The sequence below is a fragment of the Bradyrhizobium sp. CAR08 genome (assembly GCF_052871955.1).
Map to the genome: position 1 here is coordinate 111429 of NZ_JBIXJX010000018.1, position 17039 is coordinate 128467.

Consider the following 17039-nt stretch of genomic DNA (forward strand, 5'->3'; position numbering starts at 1 on the left):
CGCCCCCATTCAGATCACTGCCGAAAGAAATGCCTTGGTACGCTCCTCGCGCGGCGCGCCCAAGATATCGGATGCGCGCCCGTGCTCGATGATCGCGCCCTGGTCCATGTAGACGACGCGGTCGGCGACCTCGCGCGCGAAGCCGAGTTCGTGCGTCACGACCATCATGCTCATGCCGCTCCGCGCCAGCTCCTTCATGACCGCCAAGACCTCGCCGACGAGCTCGGGATCGAGCGCGCTGGTCGGCTCGTCGAACAGCATCAGCATCGGCTTCATGGCAAGCGCGCGGGCAATCGCGACCCGCTGCTGCTGGCCGCCGGAGAGCTGGGCGGGATACGCGTCCGCTTTGGCCGACAATCCGACGCGCCGCAGCAGCTCGATCGCCTCAGCGCGCACCTCGTCGGATTTTCGGCCTTGAACCTGGAGCGGACCCTCGGTGATGTTTTCGAGCGCGGTCTTGTGCGGAAACAGATTGAAGCGCTGGAACACCATGCCGGTTTTCAGCCGTTGCCGCCCGATTTCGCGCTCGCTGAGCCGATGCAGTCGTCCGCCCTGCTCGCGCACGCCCAGGAGCTCGCCGTCGAGCCAGATGCCGCCGCTGTCGATCGCCGCGAGCTGGTTGATGCAGCGGAGCAGTGTGGTCTTGCCCGAGCCGGAGGCGCCGATCAGACACATCACCTCGCCGGGCCAGACGTCGAGCGTGACGCTCTTGAGAGCCTGGAACTCGCCGAAATTCTTGGCGACGGAGCGAATCGCGACGAGGGGTCTTGTCATCGCGCGAGCCGCAATGTGCCGCGCGCAAAACGGCGTTCGAGCAGCATCTGGAGCGGCGTCAGGATTGAGACGACGAGCAGGTACCAGAGCCCGGCCACGATCAGGAGCTCGATCACGCGCGAATTGGCGTAGTAGATGTTTTCGGCGTTGTGCAGCAGTTCCGGATACTGGATGACGCTGGCGAGCGAGGTCGCCTTCACTATGCCGATGAACTCGTTGCCGAGCGGCGGGATCACCACCCGCATCGCCTGCGGCAGCACGATCCGGCGCAGCGCACGCAGGCGTCCCATGCCAATCGCCTGCGCGGCCTCATATTGCCCGATATCGACTGACAGCATGCCGGCGCGCATCACTTCCGAGGTATAGGCACCCTGGTTGATGCCGAGCCCGAGCAGCGCGGCAAGGAACGGCGTCATGACGTCGACGGCGCGCGCACTCCACAGGCCGGGAATGCCGATGGTCGGAAACACCAGCGCGAGATTGAACCACAGCAGCAGTTGCAGGATCAGCGGCGTACCGCGGAACAACCAAGTGTAGCCGGCGGCAACGGTCTTCAGTACCGGGTTGGGCGACAGCCGCATGATCGCGACGACGACGCCAAGGAAGATACCGAGCGCCATCGCCAGCACCGCCATCACCATGGTGTTGACGATGCCCTCTATGATCACCTTTGCGGTCAGGAAGCGGCCGACATAAGACCATTCGATCTGGCCGCCCGCAAAAGCGCGCCCGATCAATGCAAGCACGAGGACGATCAGCGCCGCGCTGAGCCAGCGAAACCAGTGCGGCTCGCGCGCGACCCGCATTCCCGACAGATCGGGAAAACCCTCCGCGAGTGCCGGTGCCGGCTTCATTGCGGCGCCGCGTTCAGCATGGGCTGGGCGACCGCGTTGCCGCCAAGGCTCCATTTGTCGAGGACAGCCTTGTAGGAACCGTCGGCGATCATCGCGATGAGCTTCTCGGTCACCACTTCACGAAGCGCCGCATCGTCCTTGCGGAACATGATGCCCTGATAGCCTTTGGCAAAGGGCTCGCCGATCACGCGGTATTTGCCGGGTTCCTGCGTCTGCGCATAAGGCAGCGTCTCGCTGCCCTGTACGGCGGCGTCGATGCGGCCCTGCTTGAGCTGGTTGCGGACGTCGATCGAGTTCTCGCCCGGCACGTACTGGATCGCCGGCTTGCCGGCCGCCTCGCAATTCTGCTTGCTCCACTTCTCGATCTCGACCGGGAAGCTGGTGCTGCGGGTGGTCCCGACCTTCTTGCCGCAGAGATCGGTCGCAGCCTTGGCTTCGTTCTCCGCCATCACGAAGAACTGCGGGCCGGTCCCGAGATAATCGACGAAATCTGCGGTCTCGCGCCGCGAGGCGCGATCGGAGATGCCGGAGATGATGAAGTCGGCGCGCCTGGTCTGGAGCGACGGGATCAATTCGGCGAACGGCGTCTCGCTCCAGACGATCTTCACGCCGAGGCGCTTGGCGAGCTCGTTCGCCAGATCGACGTCGAGCCCGACGAGCTCATTCGTTGCGGGATCGCGATATTCCATCGGCGCGTATGTCGAGTTGACCGTGAGCTTCAACGCGCCCGCTTGCTTGATCTCGGCCGGAAGCTCCGCCGCCTGCGCGGACGTGGCGGCCGTCAGCGCTGCGATGCCGAGGAAATACGAGAGGCGCGTCATATCGGCTCCTTTGCCAACGTTGTTGGAACGTCCTGTCAGTCCGCGTCGAGAACCGCGGGTTCGATGACGCCGGCGCGTTCGGTGATCACCCTGTATTGCTCCGGCCGCCGGTGCGCGGCGAAGTTGAACATCTTGTCCTTGCCCTGGCGGCAGAGGTCCAGATCGATATCGGCGACGATCACCTCGTCGGTCAGCGTTGCGGCCTGCGCGACGATGCGGCCATTGGGATCGACGATGCAGGAGCCGCCGATCAGCCCGGAGCCGTCCTCCTCGCCCGCCTTCGCCACCGAGATCGCCCAGGTCGCGTTCATATAGGCGTTGGCCTGCGTCACCAGCGTGGAGTGGAAGGTGCGCAAGGAGGCATCTTCCGTGCTACCGCCATTGGGATCATAGGCCGCCGAATTGTAGCCGATGCAGACAAGCTCGACGCCCTGCAGGCCAAGCACGCGCCAGGATTCCGGCCAGCGGCGATCGTTGCAGATCATCATGCCCATAATGGCGTGGGCCCAGGCCGAGCCGGCGCGGAAGGCCGGAAAGCCGAGGTCGCCATAGTCGAAATAGCGTTTCTCAAGCTGCTGGTAGCGCGCACCTTGTCGCGGCTCGACCGAGCCCGGCAGGTGCACCTTGCGATAGCGGCCGAGCAGCTCGCCGTCGCGGTCAACCAGGATGGCGCAATTGTAGCGGCGTCCATCCGGCGTCAGCTCGGCATAGCCAACATAGAAGCCGACGCGCAGCGCACGCGCACGGTCAAACAAGGCGGCGACGTTCGGGTTCGGCATTCCGCGTTCGAAATAATGGTCGAGCGCGTCGCCTTCGAGCAACCAGCGCGGAAAGAATGTGGTGAAGGCAAGCTCGGGAAACACCACGAGGCTGGCGCCGCGGCCGGCCGCCTCTTCCAGCAGCGCAAGCATCCGCGACAGCGTATGCTCGCGCGGATCGGCTTTTTGCGTCGGCCCCATCTGTGCGGCGGCAGCGCGAAGGACACGAACCAAGATTGCCTCCAATCTGTGCGCAGTGGCGCCTCAATGGGCGGATGAACCCTTTGATGCGACGTGCAAATCCGCGGCCATTACGCGGAAGCGGGGCTGCAAAATCAATTCGTTCTGCTATGATGTTTTGGCCCAGAGTATAATCGGCAGTGATATGAACCTGCGCCAGCTCGAGATTCTCCGCGCCGTCATCCGCCACCGCACCACGGTTGCGGCCGCCGACGAACTAGCGCTGTCGCAGCCTGCAGTCAGCAATGCGCTGAAGACGATGGAGGCGCAGGCGGGTTTTGCGCTGTTCGAGCGCGTCAACAACCGGCTGTTTCCGACCACGGAAGCGATGGCGCTCTACAAGGAGAGCGAGGCGATCTTCGCGCTGCACGCAAAGCTCGAGAACCGCGTGCGCGATCTGCGCGAGAACCGCTCCGGGCATCTCGCGCTGGTCGCGACGCCGCCGCTCGCCTACAGCATCATCCCCGCGGCGCTGTCAGGCTTCCTGCGCCGCCGCCCGGAGACGCGGGTGTTCTTCGACGTGCGGCGCTATGAGGGCATCATCGAAGGCGTGCTCAACCGCGTCGCCGAGCTCGGCTTCGCGCTCGGGCTGACACATCATCCCGGCATCGCCCATGAGGTGGTGCACACCGGCGAGATGGTGTGCGTGCTGCCGCTGCAGCACCCGCTCGCCGACCGGCCGGTAATCTCGGCCGCGGACCTGTCCGGACTCCCCTTCATCGGGCTCGAGCGCGGGACGCGGCTCGGTGAAGCCGTGCGCGACAGTTTTGCCCGCGCCGGCGCGCCGTTCCAGCCGACCGTCGAGGTGCGCTACTGCAACACGGCCTGCGTGCTCGCCGCCGCTGGCGTCGGCGCCGCGGTGGTCGATCCCTTCTCGCCACGGCAGAACGGCGGGACCGGCCTCGTCGTACGGCCGTTCGCGCCGACGACGCACGCGGTGGCCTATATGCTATGGTCGGAAGCCGAGCCGCTGTCGCGCCTGGCCAAGGCGTTTCTCAACGAGGTCCGGAAAGAGAGTGCGCTGCTGGAGCCCACAGGGCCACACCAGCAACATGGGGCAGGAAGCGACGAGGCTTGACCTTTACCAGAGGGCACATGGCACGCATCACCATCATCGAGAGCGGGCAGGTCCCACAAAAATATCGCGAGCGCCACGGTTCATTCCCGGACATGTTCGAGCGCATGGTCCGCGCCGAGGATCCGACAGCTACGGTCGAAATCGTCAGCATCCCGAACGGCGATGCGCTGCCCGATCCGCGCAATTTGGAGGCGGTGCTGATCACCGGCGCGGCCGCCGGCGTCTATGACGGGCTCGACTGGATCGCGCCGTTGGAAGATTTCGTGCGCACGGCCTACGCCAATAGGACACCCATGGTCGGCGTCTGCTTCGGCCATCAGTTGATCGCGCAGGCGCTCGGCGGCACCGTGCGCAAGTCGGAGAAGGGCTGGGGCATCGGCCGGCATGTCTATCAGGTGCTGCCGGACAACGGCGTCGTTGACGGCGAAGCGGTCGCCATCGCCTGCTCGCATCAGGACCAGGTGATTGAGCCGCCCAACGATGCGTTGACGATCCTCTCCTCCGATTTCACCCCGCATGCCGGCCTGCTCTACGCCAACGGCGCGACGCTCACCCTGCAGCCGCATCCGGAGTTCGACGTGGAGTTTGCGCAGGTGTGCTGCGAGCTGCGCATCGGCAAGGCGCCGGAGGATGTCGTTGCCACCGCGAGGGAATCACTGGCGCAGCCGATGGATCACGCCAAGCTTGGTGGCGCGATTGCAAGGTTTCTGGCGAAGCGTACGGCAACGTAGTCCGCAGCTCTCGCCACGCAGACTCTTCCCTTCTCCCCTTGTGGGAGAAGGTGGCGCGAAGCGCCGGATGAGGGGTCTCTATCCGCGGATTCAATCGCGAGAGGTGCTCGCTGAGGGAGACCCCTCACCCGTCTCGCCGCTTCGCGGCGAGCCACCCTCTCCCACAAGGGGAGAGGGAAGAAAGCGACAAGCTCGTCTTGATAGGCCTCAGAACGGATCCGTCCCCAGCCCCACCACATCCGCAGGCCTCGGCCCCGGTGCCGGCCAGTGAAACCGCCGGTCCTTCTCCGCAATCGCGATGTCGTTGATCGAGGCTTCGCGGCGCCGCATCAGGCCGTGCTCGTCGAACTCCCACTGCTCGTTGCCGTAGGAGCGATACCACTGGCCGCTCGCATCGTGCCATTCGTATTGGAAGCGCACCGCGATGCGGTTTTCGTCAAACGCCCAGAGGTCCTTGATCAGGCGGTAGTCGTGCTCCTTCTCCCATTTGCGGGTGAGGAACGTGACGATGGCCTCGCGCCCCTGAAAAACCTCGGAGCGATTGCGCCAGCGGCTGTCCTCGGTATAGGCGAGCGAGACGCGCACCGGGTCGCGCGAATTCCAGGCATCCTCGGCCATGCGGGCCTTTTGCGCTGCGGTCTCACGGGTAAAGGGCGGGAGCGGCGGGCGCGACATGAGGGCCTCATCGGTTGGCGGGAGTGCAATCTATCGCCGCGCGCGGGGGAGTCGAGAGGCCGTCCGCTATCGCCCGATCACGAAATCGGATCAGCCTTCATCAACGCGCGGATCGATTTCGGGATCGGCTGGGCACGGCCGCCGCTGATGAAGGCGACCCGCACCTCGGCTTTCACCAGCACGACTTCGCCGCGCCGCACCTCCTGCGCCAGCATGATGGAGGCACCCTTCACGGCGACCGGCCAGGTCACGACGTCGAGCACGTCGTCCATCCGGGCAGGCTTGAGGAAATCGAGATGCATCGAGCGCACCACGAAGGCGAAGCTTGCGTCTTCCGCCTCGGCCTGCTCGAACAATGCCTGCTGCTCGGCGCCCATCAGCCGCAGATGATTGGTCCGCCCGCGCTCCATGAAGCGCAGATAGTTGGCGTGATAGACGATGCCGGAAAACTCGGATTTGACGATATCGCAACAGAATACCAACTGCTTGATTTCGTTGGGGCGCTGGAGGGCGGTAGCGTGAACAAGCGCAGATTTTTCTACGTCCCTTTCATGGCGAGCCGCAGCGCCTTCGGGATCAGCTTCAGTGTTCACCTAGCTCGCCTCGAGAGAAATGTCAGCCCGGCCGCGAGCATAGCGGCCCGAAGGGGCATGCGGGACGAGTGCAGCGACAACACCGGTGTTTGAGCGGCACGCGGGAACGGGGCCGTAATAACGCTCGCCACAGGCGAGCCCGTTTTCCGAGTGCCCCCGGCGAGGAGCACTTTATGGCTTGCGCGAGGCATCGTGATCCGAAAGGCCGAGACAGCATGGCTCGGCAAGCTGGCTCATAGAGCCCCGTCCGCGGAGCGGACGCGCCCACAACCTAATCGGACCCGTACTTGTGCCATGGGCGAAAACCGCGGCACTTATGAGCCTGATTTCGGGAGATCCTATCGCGGACCTCACACCACTGACCCACATTAAGAACGTGTGCGGTTATTTGCGTGAGAGTTTCCGGGTTCGTTGCTCCGTCGGCGCCGCCCCTGACCGAAAGCCCAACCGATCGCTCCTGCATTGACGGTTTCATCCGCGGAGCCGGAGCAGGACTGGCGTGTATCGTACTCCGTCAACCCAGCTCCATGGTCTGGCCGGAATAGTCGACGAACAGCTTCTCGCCGGCGACATGGACCTGGGGACAGGATGGGCTTGAGGGGGCCGGCCCATTGCTTGTAGCGTTCGCATAGCTGAAGCAGTCGGAGTTAGGCAAAAGACCAAGGTAGCCGGGTTGCAGACTGTCAGCGGTGCGCGCCTCCTGCGTTACCCCGATCGCAATCGCTGAAATAGCGATCACGATCGGCTGGAAACGGTGATCACGATGCTCTGGAATGGGCGATCACGATGGCTTGGACTCCGTGATCACGAACGGCTGGAACACGCAATTACCGGGCGCCCCGTCGACCTACCACGCTACTACGTCGCGAGGTGGAGCATGCCGTCAAGCTGTCGGGTGCGCGAGAGGCAGGACACCGCGCTGATCTACGCTCGCAAGCGAAGGGGCATGTCAAGGAGTTGGAGATATCTGCAACGCCGCAACCTGACGCGGCGTTTGTTTCACGCATTTCTTCCAGCGCCAATGTTGCGATGCAGTTACAGCAATTTGCGTGCACGTTGTTAAGACGCAGCAGGCTGGGGGGCACTCAAGACATGGGAATAGAAATGAAGAACTTGTTGCTTATGACAGTCAGTACGGTGGCGCTTGCTGCGGTGGCCCCCGCATTCAGTGCTGATCTGCCTGCGCAACCCATCAGGCCTCTCTACACCACCGCTCCGGGACCTGTCGCGGCTGCAATCTACGATTGGAGTGCTTACTATTTCGGCGTGAACGGTGGTCTGAGCTCAGGCGAGAGTTGTTGGGAGTACCTTGGCAGCAAGCCCGAGGGCTGTCATCATCCGACAGGCGGTAGCGTGGGCCTCCAGATCGGCTATCGATGGCAGATGGGCCAGATCGTGCTGGGTGTTGAGGGCCAGGGCAACTGGGCTGATTTGACCGGGTCCAATCACAGCATCCCGTTTTCCGATACTACCAACCAGACTAAGATTGACGCGTTCGGTCTCATGACGGGGCAGATTGGTTATGCCTTTGGGAATAACGTACTTTACGGCAAAGGCGGCGCCGCAGTCACGAGCAACATCCATCAGATCAGCTCGACCGTGGCAGGAGCCGCTAGGAAAAGTGACGTTCTTTGGGGCGGTGTGTTGGGGGTCGGATTCGAGCACGGCATCGCACCGAACTGGACGGTGGGCTTCGAGTACGACCACCTGTTCTTCCAGCCCCGCACGGTGAAATTCAGCGGGAACATTGGTGGGGCCGATCGCATCCGCGAGGATCTCGATCTTATCACGGTACGGGTCAACTATAAGTTCGGCGGTCCGATTCTCCTGAAATATTGATCCCTAGTTGCGTCGATGGCCCCGGCCTAGCCGGGGCCATTTGAAGGGAAGCATGGCCCGCTCAGAGCCCGGCCATTCAGGCAACTCCGACGTGAGATTCAAGCGCCGCCTGCGCGATCCCGGCCCCTTTCGCTGGCCTGCGACCCCTCCTTCTCCGGACGGCAAGCTCAGCACTTCGCGGGGAACCACCGGCTCAGCGCTGAGCACACTCGACACCGAAAGTCAGCCGTAATCGTGGACAGGGGTAGTCGCAAGGGCGACGAGCTCGGAACCTGCGTCGATGCCGCGGGAATGATACTGCTTAGCTTGCGGCTGCCGCCTTGCCAGGGTAAGCGGCGCATCGCCGTCGCAATCGAGGCAGACGAGATCGTCGAACACAGCTGCCTCCGCTGAGGCGGCCACGGCAAGATCCGCCTGCAAGCGTTGAGGACATAATAGATTGGCTCATCCGCGTCTGTCGCGAACCCGGACGATAGGCAGCTCGGCTTTCCAACATCTCACCGGCCCGTCCGATCTTTCGGATCACTCGGCCTCGCCTGCTTCGGCTACTAGCGGCAACCGAGCAGGCGAGCACCCTGCCCTCCGACATCGCCGACATCGCGCGCCAAGCGCCGATGCGGACCGAGGAGAAATCATCTGTGCCGCGGGCGGGGCGCAATGACGTCAGTGACAGCCGCGGACACGGGCGACCTCATGATGAGGCAAGGCGGCATCCACAGCAGGACTGACCCGAGTTTCTCCGGCCAGGACGCCATAACCCTCGCGCTCAGATGGCATCGCTGCCGGGCGCAAGCTCCATGGCCGGGCAGACCTCTAATCTCGCGTCGCCTTGCAACCCGCCGAAACCCAGGCGGTCAGCCACGCCGAAGCGCGGGGAATAGTTTGGAGTTCATTCTCGGTCCTTCACACCTCGAAGGGGGTTCTGCAGTTCGCACCCGTAGCAACCACAACAGGATTCCTGCAGAGTCCGTAGCGCGAGACGCGTCAAGACAGTTGGATCCAAGTGACCTTTTGCGGCCAGAGCTAATATCTTTTCGGCGAGGCACGCCTTCAACGAAGACGTCCGGTTTGCTTCGGGCACCATCCCGATCGCATCGTCCAGAACACCTCGCAACAAAGCGCATAGTTTGATTTTCGGTGTCATGGCGCTAATCCAAAACCAACGGAGATCTGGCCGACCTCGGCTCCGGCCCGCCTGGCCGGCGGCCACCGGCAAGCCATGCGGAATAAACCTTCTTCGCTCCAGGGAGCTGGGGGAATAAGGGAGGGCCGAGCCTACAAGTACAAGAGCTAGGTTTCGGTAATGTGACAGTTCGTGCTCCGCTCATTCTGGATGCATAACGGCTTAAGAAAGCATCCTGCGGATAGGTCCTTTGGTTTTCAGTTCAACGCTTGCTGACGCTATCAATAAAAGTTCGTAAAGCATTTGGTGAGGATCGCCGCGCCGTGATTGGGCAGCCTTAGTGGATTGCTGTTCCGATCGCGCCAATTCCAGCTTAGGAGCTCGTCGCGCCTTTTGAGCCGGATGTACGGCGCGGTTGCTATAGTCGGCGAGCCACGCTTGTGAATCCACGCTGCTCAATCTGGCGGTCATGTTCACGGCCAGAGCTCCGGCTCGGCGGAAACGGATTGGTCCGCAGGCTCAGAGTTGTCAAATCCCGGTTCTGGTAGTTGAAACACGACGCAACATCATCTTGAACTCTTCTGGCACGGTTCACAGTTGAGCTTACGGTGATAAGAATTTCTCTTCCAGATCATTTCGGCGTGCTCCGGCCAGCCCAGCTAGTCGCCGTCCAGGATCGCTGGTTCGAGTGGCTCGATATTCGCACCGAAACTTTCGCCCAGCTGCGCGATCCAGTGACGCTAGAACGTGCTTGGGTGCCACTGGGCTCGATTACCGTTCCGCCAGAACCAGAATGGACACCAACACATCCGGCGGTCGCCAGGGCTCGCCGCCCCACGTAATGCCTACCTCCCTGTTTAGCACCGTATTCCATGGAGCGGATCAAGTTTGAAACATCCCGCATGGTCGTTCTGGCTAGTCAGTCACTGTCCGGTGCCATGTGGGACACAATTATGATTGCTCCCGGGACAACACCGTTGAGGCGTGTCTGACTCACACTGTCGAACTTACGACACGGTGGTACCTATTTGTAGAGCTGGCGGTGTGGACTCTGAGAACCCATTTCCAGGAGAAAAGGAGAAAATCAGATTCATGGCTGTTTTCTCGGAGCAAGTCTTCGGTGTCATGAACCCCTGGCTCGACCGGAGGTCGAACGCGACGCGGCTGCTTTGTAGCTTACCCGCGGCGGCTGTAATGGCCCCTACAGCCATCCGCCGCCCCTTTGCCTCAGTCCGCGCGCTGCAACAGAGCGCTAGCCGTCATCCACAACAACACGTCACGGGGGTTCCGATATGCAGCTGCTAAGTTTCTCCACGCCGAGCGCCATTCTCTCGAATGCCCTTCTCACAACTTAAGCAATTCAGCAGCGTTGCGACCGATTGACGCGGAACGGAAGGTCAGGTGTCCGTCAACTCCCTACAGCTATAGGAATCATGTGGCTTGCTTCCTTATCTCGATCGACGGCAGTAGCCCACCGTGGATCTTTGCCTCAAAGCTCCGCAGGCGCTGATAAATCGAGATCAGTTCGACGATCGTGCTCCAGGAGTTGACGAGATACTGAAACGAGGTTCGCACTTGGTTGAACGCGTTGAGGATCTGGTTCATCGCGCCGAGGGTGATCCTGCCCGCGATGATTGTGGGCGCAAGCAGCAGATAAGGAAAGATGACGTCAGTCTGCAGATAGACGATCCGGCCGATATTGAAGTACATGAAGTTCACATAGAGCCGGAAGTAATTCCTGCGAATGTCTCTAAACAGTACGCTCAATGTCGGCGCATTGGCACGCGCCGTATCATCCTCGCCGAGCACGAGCTCCTTGCGATAGGCCGCTTCGACCCGCTGGTTGAAAAATTCAATTCCGGGCAGGCGGATGCCGATAAGCGCGAGAACGCCGGTGCCCAGGATCGACCAGATCACCGCGGCGAACACCAGCGGATAGGGAATCGAGCCGAACAGAGGCAGCTCGGTGACGTTGCTGGACAGCCTCACCAGAACCGGCAGGAACGCCAACAATGTCAGCACCGCGCTGATGAGATTGACGCCTAGACCTTCCATGGTGCTGGCGAAGCGCATGGTGTCTTCCTGGATGCGCTGGGAGGCGCCTTCGATCGTGCGCAGCCGTGGCCAGTTGGCGACATAAAAATCGTTCATCGCCGTGCGCCAGCGGAAGATGTAGTGGCTGACGAAAAATCGCGTCATCACGCCGACCACGACGGCCACGAGCGCGATACCGGCAAAGGTCGACAATTCGTTGTAGAACTGCTCAACCGTGACCGGCGCCGATTTCGAAAGCGCAGCCTGGACCAGGTCGTAGAACGGTCCATACCAGCTGTTGATCGCGACCGAGACCTGAACCTGAAAGTAAGAGGTGAACAGGATCAGCGCCGAACCAAGAATGGACCACGTCGCCCAGGGATGGGGGGCAAATAACATCCATGCCGCCGCGAACACCGTAACGGTCAGCGCAAAATAGAGATCAAACCACAGCGCCGAGGCCGACCAGAACGTCGCAAGCCCGACCGGCTTCTCCGGGGCTGGAAAGAGATTGCCGGCAAATACATACCAAAACGCCATCGCCAACGCCGTCCAAAGAATTGACGACGCAAAGAACAACTTTGGTCGAGGGAAGAATGAAACGAACATGCTCGCTGTCCTTTATCGACTTAGAACTTCAGCTCAGAAGATGAACTCGCCGCGATTTTGCTAACTATTCGTGACTTCCGGTCACCCGCCAGTCGCGTCGCACGCGCGATGCCTGAAAGGCCCCGGTCTAGCCGGGGCCTTCGATTCACCAGTCCGACTTCAGATCAATATTTGAGCAGAATCGGGCCGCCGAACTTATAGTTGAGCCGCGCAGTCACAAGATCGAAATCCTGGCGGATGCGGTCGCCGCCCAGCGAACCAGCAGCCACGACAAAGTTCACGTCGGCATCCCGCATGAACAAGTGGTCGTACTCGACGCTTACCGACCAGTTCGGCGCGAAACCGACTTCGATCCCGGCGCCCACAGTAGCCCCCCAAGGGCTGCTATCAGCGCCCGCGAACTGCGCGCCCGTGACTGCGGAGTTGACTCGATACGTGTTGCTCGACACTGCGACGCCGCCCTTGGCGTAAAACAGTACGGTGTCGAGCGCATAACCGATCTGCCCAGTCATCGTACCGAACGCACCAATCTTGCTCTGGTCGACATCGCCGAACGCAATGCTGACGTTGGATCCGGTCAGATCAGCCCAGTTCCCCTGACCTTCAACGCCCAGCACGATCTGACCGATCTGCCATCGATAGCCGATCTGCCCGCCGACGGTAATGCCGGTTGCATCATGACAGCCCTCAGGGGTGCGACCATTGTAGTCCCAGCAATTCGAGCTTGAGCCCAAGCCGCCGTTCACACCGACGTAGAGGCCGCTCCAGTCGTAAATTGCAGCCGCGACAGGCGGCGGAGCTTTGGAGTAGAGAGGTTGGACGGGCTGCGCAGCCAGGTCTGCACCGGATGCGGACGCAATTGCGCCAAGCGCCACAATGCTCACAGTCGTAAGCAAGAAGTTCTTCATTTCTACTCTCATGTCTTGAGTGCCCCGAGCCTCATGCGTCTTAACAACGTGCGCGCGAATTGCTGTAGCTGCGTCACAACATTCGTGCCGAAAGAAATGCGTGAACCGGACGCTGCGTTAGGTTCTGCGTTGCAGATCATTCCCAAGCGTCCCCTTACGGAGGCCACCATGGGCGGAGCGCCACATCGGCATGCGTTTGTTGGAATCCCGGGCCCACCTTGATATCCCGCATTCCAAGTTCGGCGGAGACATCGAGCAGTTGCCGACGGAATTTGTCGGATTCCATTCGCTTCTCGTCAGTCCTGTACCAATCGAGCAGAAATTCAATCTTTAGATATTTGATGCCATTGTCTTGAAGAATGCGTCTCATTTCCGCAAAACCAATCTTGCTTTGCGCGACCATCGTGCCTTCGTAGTGAAGACCAAACCCGTTGAACCCCGCGCGCGCTGCCCCTTCGACCCTGCCTTTGAATGGGAATGGAGTGACCTCAGTAGGCCCCCAGCGGGTAAACGTGCCCCGAAAGCGCGAAATACGAGATCAGAAGCTCTACGTCATTAGCCACGGCACTATCCTCGCGCGTTCAAGCGGTGAAGTAAGGTATGGCAGCCCACAGGCCACCGGTTGCCGTTCTGATATCATGGCACTCGCTGACATAAAGTGGGCGCCCCACGAAACAGTTTTGCCTATTGGAGGCCCGGACCAACTTCGAAAATGGCCGCGCGGCCCTATTCGATTGGCGGCGCATCCGGCGCAATGTTGTTGTCGGCACGGCACGCGGCATGAAGAGCGCTAGCCGATGCGCGGTCTCGAACGTAAGCGGCATTTCCGCGACGATATCCATCCTCTTTGAGCGACGGTGAATGACGCTCGCTCGATCGTGCTGATCCGCATTCCAGAAAACAACATAAAGATTGTACCCTCTAATGAATCCGACAAACGTGCCTTTGATGTTTTCAGGCCCAAGGACGAGGCCGCCGGCCGCCTTCGATTGGGCCGGCTCCTGGACCGTCTTGACCATCTCGTCGAAAATGATCGCGCTCGGTTCCGCCCTCTTCCATGATTTTTTATCGGGAGTGGCAAGAGCACCGAGCGTTGGCGCGCAGCCCGGAAACGATCCGCCTCGCTGCCGTCAGCCAGATGGAGCATGGGGCAATGGAGACGGTGCCGCCATTTGAGAAGAGCCGCGAAAAGCGATCGCGCAAGTTCACCACGGCAGCGCCGCCGGGATAGCCGCGCCAGTCGCCAATCGGCCCGTCATCCTTGACGTAGGTTTCGCTGTGGTCGCTGTGACCAAAGCGGCCGACGAAGTCCGATTTATTTTCGTTCTTCGCCGGCTTCTGATTCATCCGGCTGGACTGTGCAATTGAGCCGCCCCGGGTTTGCCGCAGCCCATTTGCTTTAACTTACGCCGCCATGATGACTTGATTTCGATGGAGCGCTGCGAGGCAAACGCGTGAATGAGGCGGCAGATTTATCTATGCGCTTCCATAGCGAGCCGCAGCGACTTCGGGATGCGCTGCGCCTTTCCAGCTGAGATAAACGCTACCCGTACACGTGCTGTGACCAGGAGATCGTCGCCACGCCTGCATTCCTGCAGCAAGGCAATCGACGCGCCCCTCACCTCTTGCGGGACTGTGACGACGTCAAGAATGTCATCCAAGACCGCCGGTTTCAGAAAATCGATCGTCATCGAGCGCACAACGAAGGCAACACCGGGCGCATCGTTCTTGGCTTCTTTGAGTAATGCTTGCTGATTCGTTCCGAGCAGGCGCAAGTAGTTCGTTCTGCCGCGTTCCATGAAGCGCAAGAAATTTGCGTGATAAACAATCTGGCCGGAGTCGGTATCTTCGAAATAGACCCGGATCTGCATATGATGGCGGCCGTCGCGAATTTCGCCATCAAGAGAGGCTCTCACGGTGTGGTCCCCTTGCTGCCCTTTTGGGACCCATTGTCTTGCACAAAGGTGCGTTCCAGAGCAAGCGCCGATGGGCTTTGGCTTTGTTCGCGCAGTCGGAGCTCCGGCGCACCGCCGCGTGGGTGCTGCGCGTGCCCTCAACAGATCAACAACTTAGAAGCTCGGCCTGATCTTCGGGGTGATGACGAACTGCCCTTTTGGCCTGCGATTTGCCTGCCGGTGTGGCGCTGGCACGTCAGTGTTGGATACTAGGGAGGTCCGCTTGGATACTAGAGAGGTCCGCCAGAACTTAGCGGTGTTCACGATGGCTGCTGGAGCTCGGGTCGATTAAGAAGCTACTTGTAAGAGGATTGGCGGATGCGAAACAATCGACGATCACACGGACTGTGGGTGCTGACTGCGCCACCAGCGCCACAAACTGCTCCACTTACCGATGAAATTGCAGCGGATATCGTCGTGATTGGCGGTGGATATACCGGGCTGTCGGCGGCCCTTCATCTAGCTGAAGGTGGAGCGCGTGTTGCGCTTTTGGAGGCGTCTGAAATAGGATTCGGCGGGTCCGGGCGGAACGTCGGACTCGTGAATGCGGGCATGTGGCTCATGCCTGAGTCGCTTCCGGCCGCGCTCCGCGCGCCTTTTGGAGAACGGTTACTTGAACAGCTCGGCCGCGGACCGCAGACGGTATTCGAGCTCATCGAAAAGCACCACATCGAATGTGAAGTCGAACGTGCCGGCACCTTGCATTGTGCGGTCGGACGTAAGGGCTTGGAGGAGGTTGAGGCCCGTGCCGAACAGTGGCAGAAGCGTGGAGCGCCCGTCCTGGTGCTAAATGCGGAGGCAACACGCAGCAAAGTAGGCGGTGGCGACTACACCGGCGCGCTGCTCGATAAGCGCGCCGGCACCATACAGCCATTGGCTTATGTGCGAGGGTTAGCGCGGGCCGCGCTTGCGATGGGAGCCAGGATATTTACGCATAGTGAGGCCGTCATGGCGCAACAGAATGGTTTCCGCTGGAGAGTCGGCACCGAAAGCGGATCTGTAGAGGCCGACTGGGTGGTCGTCGCGACGGACGCTTATAGCAAGGGACTTTGGTCTGAGGTACGGCAGGAACAGATTCAACTGCCCTATTTCAACTTTGGCACGCCATGTCTGCCCGATGATCTGAGAAAGTCGATCCTGCCTGAGCGGCAGGGTGTGTGGGACACTCGAGAAGTCCTCTCTTCGTTTCGTCTCGATCGCTCCGGGCGACTCGTGTTTGGCAGTGTTGGTGCGCTTGAGGGGATTGGGCGATCTATTCACCGCGCTTGGGCCCAAAGATCGTTGCACAAGCTTTTTCCAGGACTTCGGGGCGTCCAGTTTGAAACCGGCTGGTTTGGCATGATTGGAATGACCTCCGACAACTTGCCCCGGCTTCACAAGCTGGACCGCAAAGTCATCGGTTTCAGTGGCTATAACGGCCGCGGAATCGCACCAGGCACTGTGTTTGGCAGTGTTTTGGCTTCGTATGTATTGGGGCAGATCGCGGAGAACGACCTGCCGTTGCCGGTCACCGCCGTTGAAGCCCAGCGCTTTCGTGCAGCGCAGGAGGCGTTTTATACGGCGGGCTCCCAGCTTGTTCACCTGATGGATTCCTGGTTCTGATCACCCCAGCAACCCGGTTGGTTTCATAAGCTGCCCTCGCTCGAAGCATGCCGGTCCTCGTGATGTTGTTATGATGTGTTCAAGGGGGCCGTCATGGAACTTAGGATACCTCGGGGTCAGACAACCCAATCGGATGGTGAAAACGACGAGCTTGCGACGGGTGACGTTCATGACTCGAGCTGTCGGTTCTCCGCCGAATGCCAGTCCGCACCGTAGAGGCGGATCATCTCCCCGACGGGATCGCTCGATGAAGACGCGCTCAACGCAAAAGCCGGCAGTGACCGAAGCCGCACTTTAAAAGGGTTTCTCGATATCGCGAGACACCAGCGCGAAGGCCCACCCCAAACTGGAAGCGCTCATGAGTTGCCGTCACGGCGGTCGAAAGGGAAGCGCCAGCCTGTGAGGCGAGTTCTGCGTCATTTCGTTTCGCTGAACCCGTCTGGAA

Annotated in this window: 17 protein-coding genes; 4 read left to right on the forward strand and 13 right to left on the reverse strand. The window is 60.9% G+C overall.

All coding sequences use genetic code 11. The features are described 5' to 3' along the window. Positions 1 to 9 precede the first annotated feature (9 nt). Genes ACIPUD_RS31130 through ACIPUD_RS31145 form a run of 4 tightly spaced genes read right to left on the reverse strand, consistent with a single transcriptional unit; the run spans position 10 to position 3441 of the window. Positions 10 to 774, reverse strand: a complete 765-nt coding sequence (locus ACIPUD_RS31130) for an amino acid ABC transporter ATP-binding protein (RefSeq protein WP_446482183.1) — start codon at positions 772 to 774, stop codon at positions 10 to 12. After that, positions 771 to 1628: an amino acid ABC transporter permease gene (locus tag ACIPUD_RS31135; RefSeq protein WP_446482184.1), complete on the reverse strand. Its 858-nt coding sequence runs from the start codon at positions 1626 to 1628 to the stop codon at positions 771 to 773. Before ACIPUD_RS31135 ends, ACIPUD_RS31130 begins: the two co-directional genes overlap by 4 nt. After that, positions 1625 to 2449 (reverse strand): ABC transporter substrate-binding protein, encoded by an 825-nt coding sequence (locus ACIPUD_RS31140; RefSeq protein WP_085348939.1) that lies wholly within the window; start codon positions 2447 to 2449, stop codon positions 1625 to 1627. Before ACIPUD_RS31140 ends, ACIPUD_RS31135 begins: the two co-directional genes overlap by 4 nt. A 35-nt stretch (positions 2450 to 2484) precedes the next feature. Then, positions 2485 to 3441, reverse strand: a complete 957-nt coding sequence (locus tag ACIPUD_RS31145; RefSeq protein ID WP_083926347.1) for an N-carbamoyl-D-amino-acid hydrolase — start codon at positions 3439 to 3441, stop codon at positions 2485 to 2487. A 151-nt stretch (positions 3442 to 3592) separates the two neighbouring features. Between ACIPUD_RS31145 and ACIPUD_RS31150 the strand changes: the two genes are divergently transcribed. Both ACIPUD_RS31150 and ACIPUD_RS31155 read left to right on the forward strand, forming a co-directional pair. After that, positions 3593 to 4525 carry a LysR family transcriptional regulator gene (locus tag ACIPUD_RS31150; RefSeq protein ID WP_446482185.1) on the forward strand — a complete coding sequence of 311 codons (933 nt, stop codon included), beginning with the start codon at positions 3593 to 3595 and terminating at the stop codon, positions 4523 to 4525. A gap of 17 nt (positions 4526 to 4542) precedes the next feature. After that, on the forward strand, positions 4543 to 5256 hold the full coding sequence (locus ACIPUD_RS31155; RefSeq protein ID WP_446482186.1) for a type 1 glutamine amidotransferase: 714 nt from the start codon (positions 4543 to 4545) through the stop codon (positions 5254 to 5256). 207 nt (positions 5257 to 5463) lie between these two features. Here the strand turns inward: ACIPUD_RS31155 and ACIPUD_RS31160 are convergent, their stop codons facing one another. After that, positions 5464 to 5931, reverse strand: a complete 468-nt coding sequence (locus ACIPUD_RS31160; protein ID WP_085348942.1) for a nuclear transport factor 2 family protein — start codon at positions 5929 to 5931, stop codon at positions 5464 to 5466. 77 nt (positions 5932 to 6008) lie between these two features. Next, complete coding sequence (locus ACIPUD_RS31165) at positions 6009 to 6413, reverse strand: YbgC/FadM family acyl-CoA thioesterase (RefSeq protein ID WP_210350912.1); 405 nt, start codon at positions 6411 to 6413, stop codon at positions 6009 to 6011. Between the two features lie 1215 nt (positions 6414 to 7628). Between ACIPUD_RS31165 and ACIPUD_RS31170 the strand changes: the two genes are divergently transcribed. Beyond that, positions 7629 to 8363, forward strand: a complete 735-nt coding sequence (locus ACIPUD_RS31170) for an outer membrane protein (protein ID WP_085348947.1) — start codon at positions 7629 to 7631, stop codon at positions 8361 to 8363. A 222-nt stretch (positions 8364 to 8585) separates the two neighbouring features. Here the strand turns inward: ACIPUD_RS31170 and ACIPUD_RS31175 are convergent, their stop codons facing one another. The 7 genes from ACIPUD_RS31175 to ybgC all read right to left on the reverse strand — a co-directional run bounded on the left by ACIPUD_RS31175 (position 8586) and on the right by ybgC (position 14953). Beyond that, positions 8586 to 8741: a hypothetical protein gene (locus ACIPUD_RS31175; RefSeq protein ID WP_377791964.1), complete on the reverse strand. Its 156-nt coding sequence runs from the start codon at positions 8739 to 8741 to the stop codon at positions 8586 to 8588. A gap of 967 nt (positions 8742 to 9708) precedes the next feature. Beyond that, the gene (locus ACIPUD_RS31180) at positions 9709 to 9963 is read right to left on the reverse strand and encodes a hypothetical protein (protein WP_377791963.1); all 255 of its coding nucleotides are present in this window, start codon (positions 9961 to 9963) and stop codon (positions 9709 to 9711) included. Between the two features lie 954 nt (positions 9964 to 10917). Continuing rightward, entirely contained in the window at positions 10918 to 12129 is a 1212-nt protein-coding gene (gene sbmA / locus ACIPUD_RS31185) for a peptide antibiotic transporter SbmA (RefSeq protein WP_446482187.1), read from the reverse strand. A 164-nt stretch (positions 12130 to 12293) separates the two neighbouring features. After that, complete coding sequence (locus ACIPUD_RS31190; RefSeq protein WP_446482188.1) at positions 12294 to 13037, reverse strand: outer membrane protein; 744 nt, start codon at positions 13035 to 13037, stop codon at positions 12294 to 12296. A gap of 154 nt (positions 13038 to 13191) precedes the next feature. Further along, on the reverse strand, positions 13192 to 13440 hold the full coding sequence (locus tag ACIPUD_RS31195) for a hypothetical protein (RefSeq protein ID WP_377791959.1): 249 nt from the start codon (positions 13438 to 13440) through the stop codon (positions 13192 to 13194). A 662-nt stretch (positions 13441 to 14102) separates the two neighbouring features. Continuing rightward, complete coding sequence (locus tag ACIPUD_RS31200) at positions 14103 to 14384, reverse strand: hypothetical protein (protein ID WP_446482189.1); 282 nt, start codon at positions 14382 to 14384, stop codon at positions 14103 to 14105. 125 nt (positions 14385 to 14509) lie between these two features. Further along, entirely contained in the window at positions 14510 to 14953 is a 444-nt protein-coding gene (gene ybgC, locus ACIPUD_RS31205; protein ID WP_377791955.1) for a tol-pal system-associated acyl-CoA thioesterase, read from the reverse strand. A gap of 357 nt (positions 14954 to 15310) precedes the next feature. Here ybgC and ACIPUD_RS31210 point away from each other — a divergent pair, with 357 nt between their 5' ends. Next, complete coding sequence (locus tag ACIPUD_RS31210; RefSeq protein WP_007614421.1) at positions 15311 to 16594, forward strand: NAD(P)/FAD-dependent oxidoreductase; 1284 nt, start codon at positions 15311 to 15313, stop codon at positions 16592 to 16594. The last annotated feature ends 445 nt before the right edge of the window (positions 16595 to 17039 follow it).

Excerpts from the sequence above, each read along its gene's own strand:
- ACIPUD_RS31130 (WP_446482183.1), bottom strand. The coding sequence starts at position 774 with ATGACAAGACCCCTCGTCGCGATTCGCTCCGTCGCCAAGAATTTCGGC.
- ACIPUD_RS31135 (WP_446482184.1), bottom strand. The coding sequence starts at position 1,628 with ATGAAGCCGGCACCGGCACTCGCGGAGGGTTTTCCCGATCTGTCGGGA.
- ACIPUD_RS31140 (WP_085348939.1), bottom strand. The coding sequence starts at position 2,449 with ATGACGCGCCTCTCGTATTTCCTCGGCATCGCAGCGCTGACGGCCGCC.
- ACIPUD_RS31150 (WP_446482185.1), top strand. The coding sequence starts at position 3,593 with ATGAACCTGCGCCAGCTCGAGATTCTCCGCGCCGTCATCCGCCACCGC.
- ACIPUD_RS31155 (WP_446482186.1), top strand. The coding sequence starts at position 4,543 with ATGGCACGCATCACCATCATCGAGAGCGGGCAGGTCCCACAAAAATAT.
- ACIPUD_RS31160 (WP_085348942.1), bottom strand. The coding sequence starts at position 5,931 with ATGTCGCGCCCGCCGCTCCCGCCCTTTACCCGTGAGACCGCAGCGCAA.
- ACIPUD_RS31170 (WP_085348947.1), top strand. The coding sequence starts at position 7,629 with ATGAAGAACTTGTTGCTTATGACAGTCAGTACGGTGGCGCTTGCTGCG.
- sbmA (WP_446482187.1), bottom strand. The coding sequence starts at position 12,129 with ATGTTCGTTTCATTCTTCCCTCGACCAAAGTTGTTCTTTGCGTCGTCA.
- ACIPUD_RS31190 (WP_446482188.1), bottom strand. The coding sequence starts at position 13,037 with ATGAAGAACTTCTTGCTTACGACTGTGAGCATTGTGGCGCTTGGCGCA.
- ACIPUD_RS31195 (WP_377791959.1), bottom strand. The coding sequence starts at position 13,440 with ATGGTCGCGCAAAGCAAGATTGGTTTTGCGGAAATGAGACGCATTCTT.
- ACIPUD_RS31200 (WP_446482189.1), bottom strand. The coding sequence starts at position 14,384 with ATGAATCAGAAGCCGGCGAAGAACGAAAATAAATCGGACTTCGTCGGC.
- ACIPUD_RS31210 (WP_007614421.1), top strand. The coding sequence starts at position 15,311 with ATGCGAAACAATCGACGATCACACGGACTGTGGGTGCTGACTGCGCCA.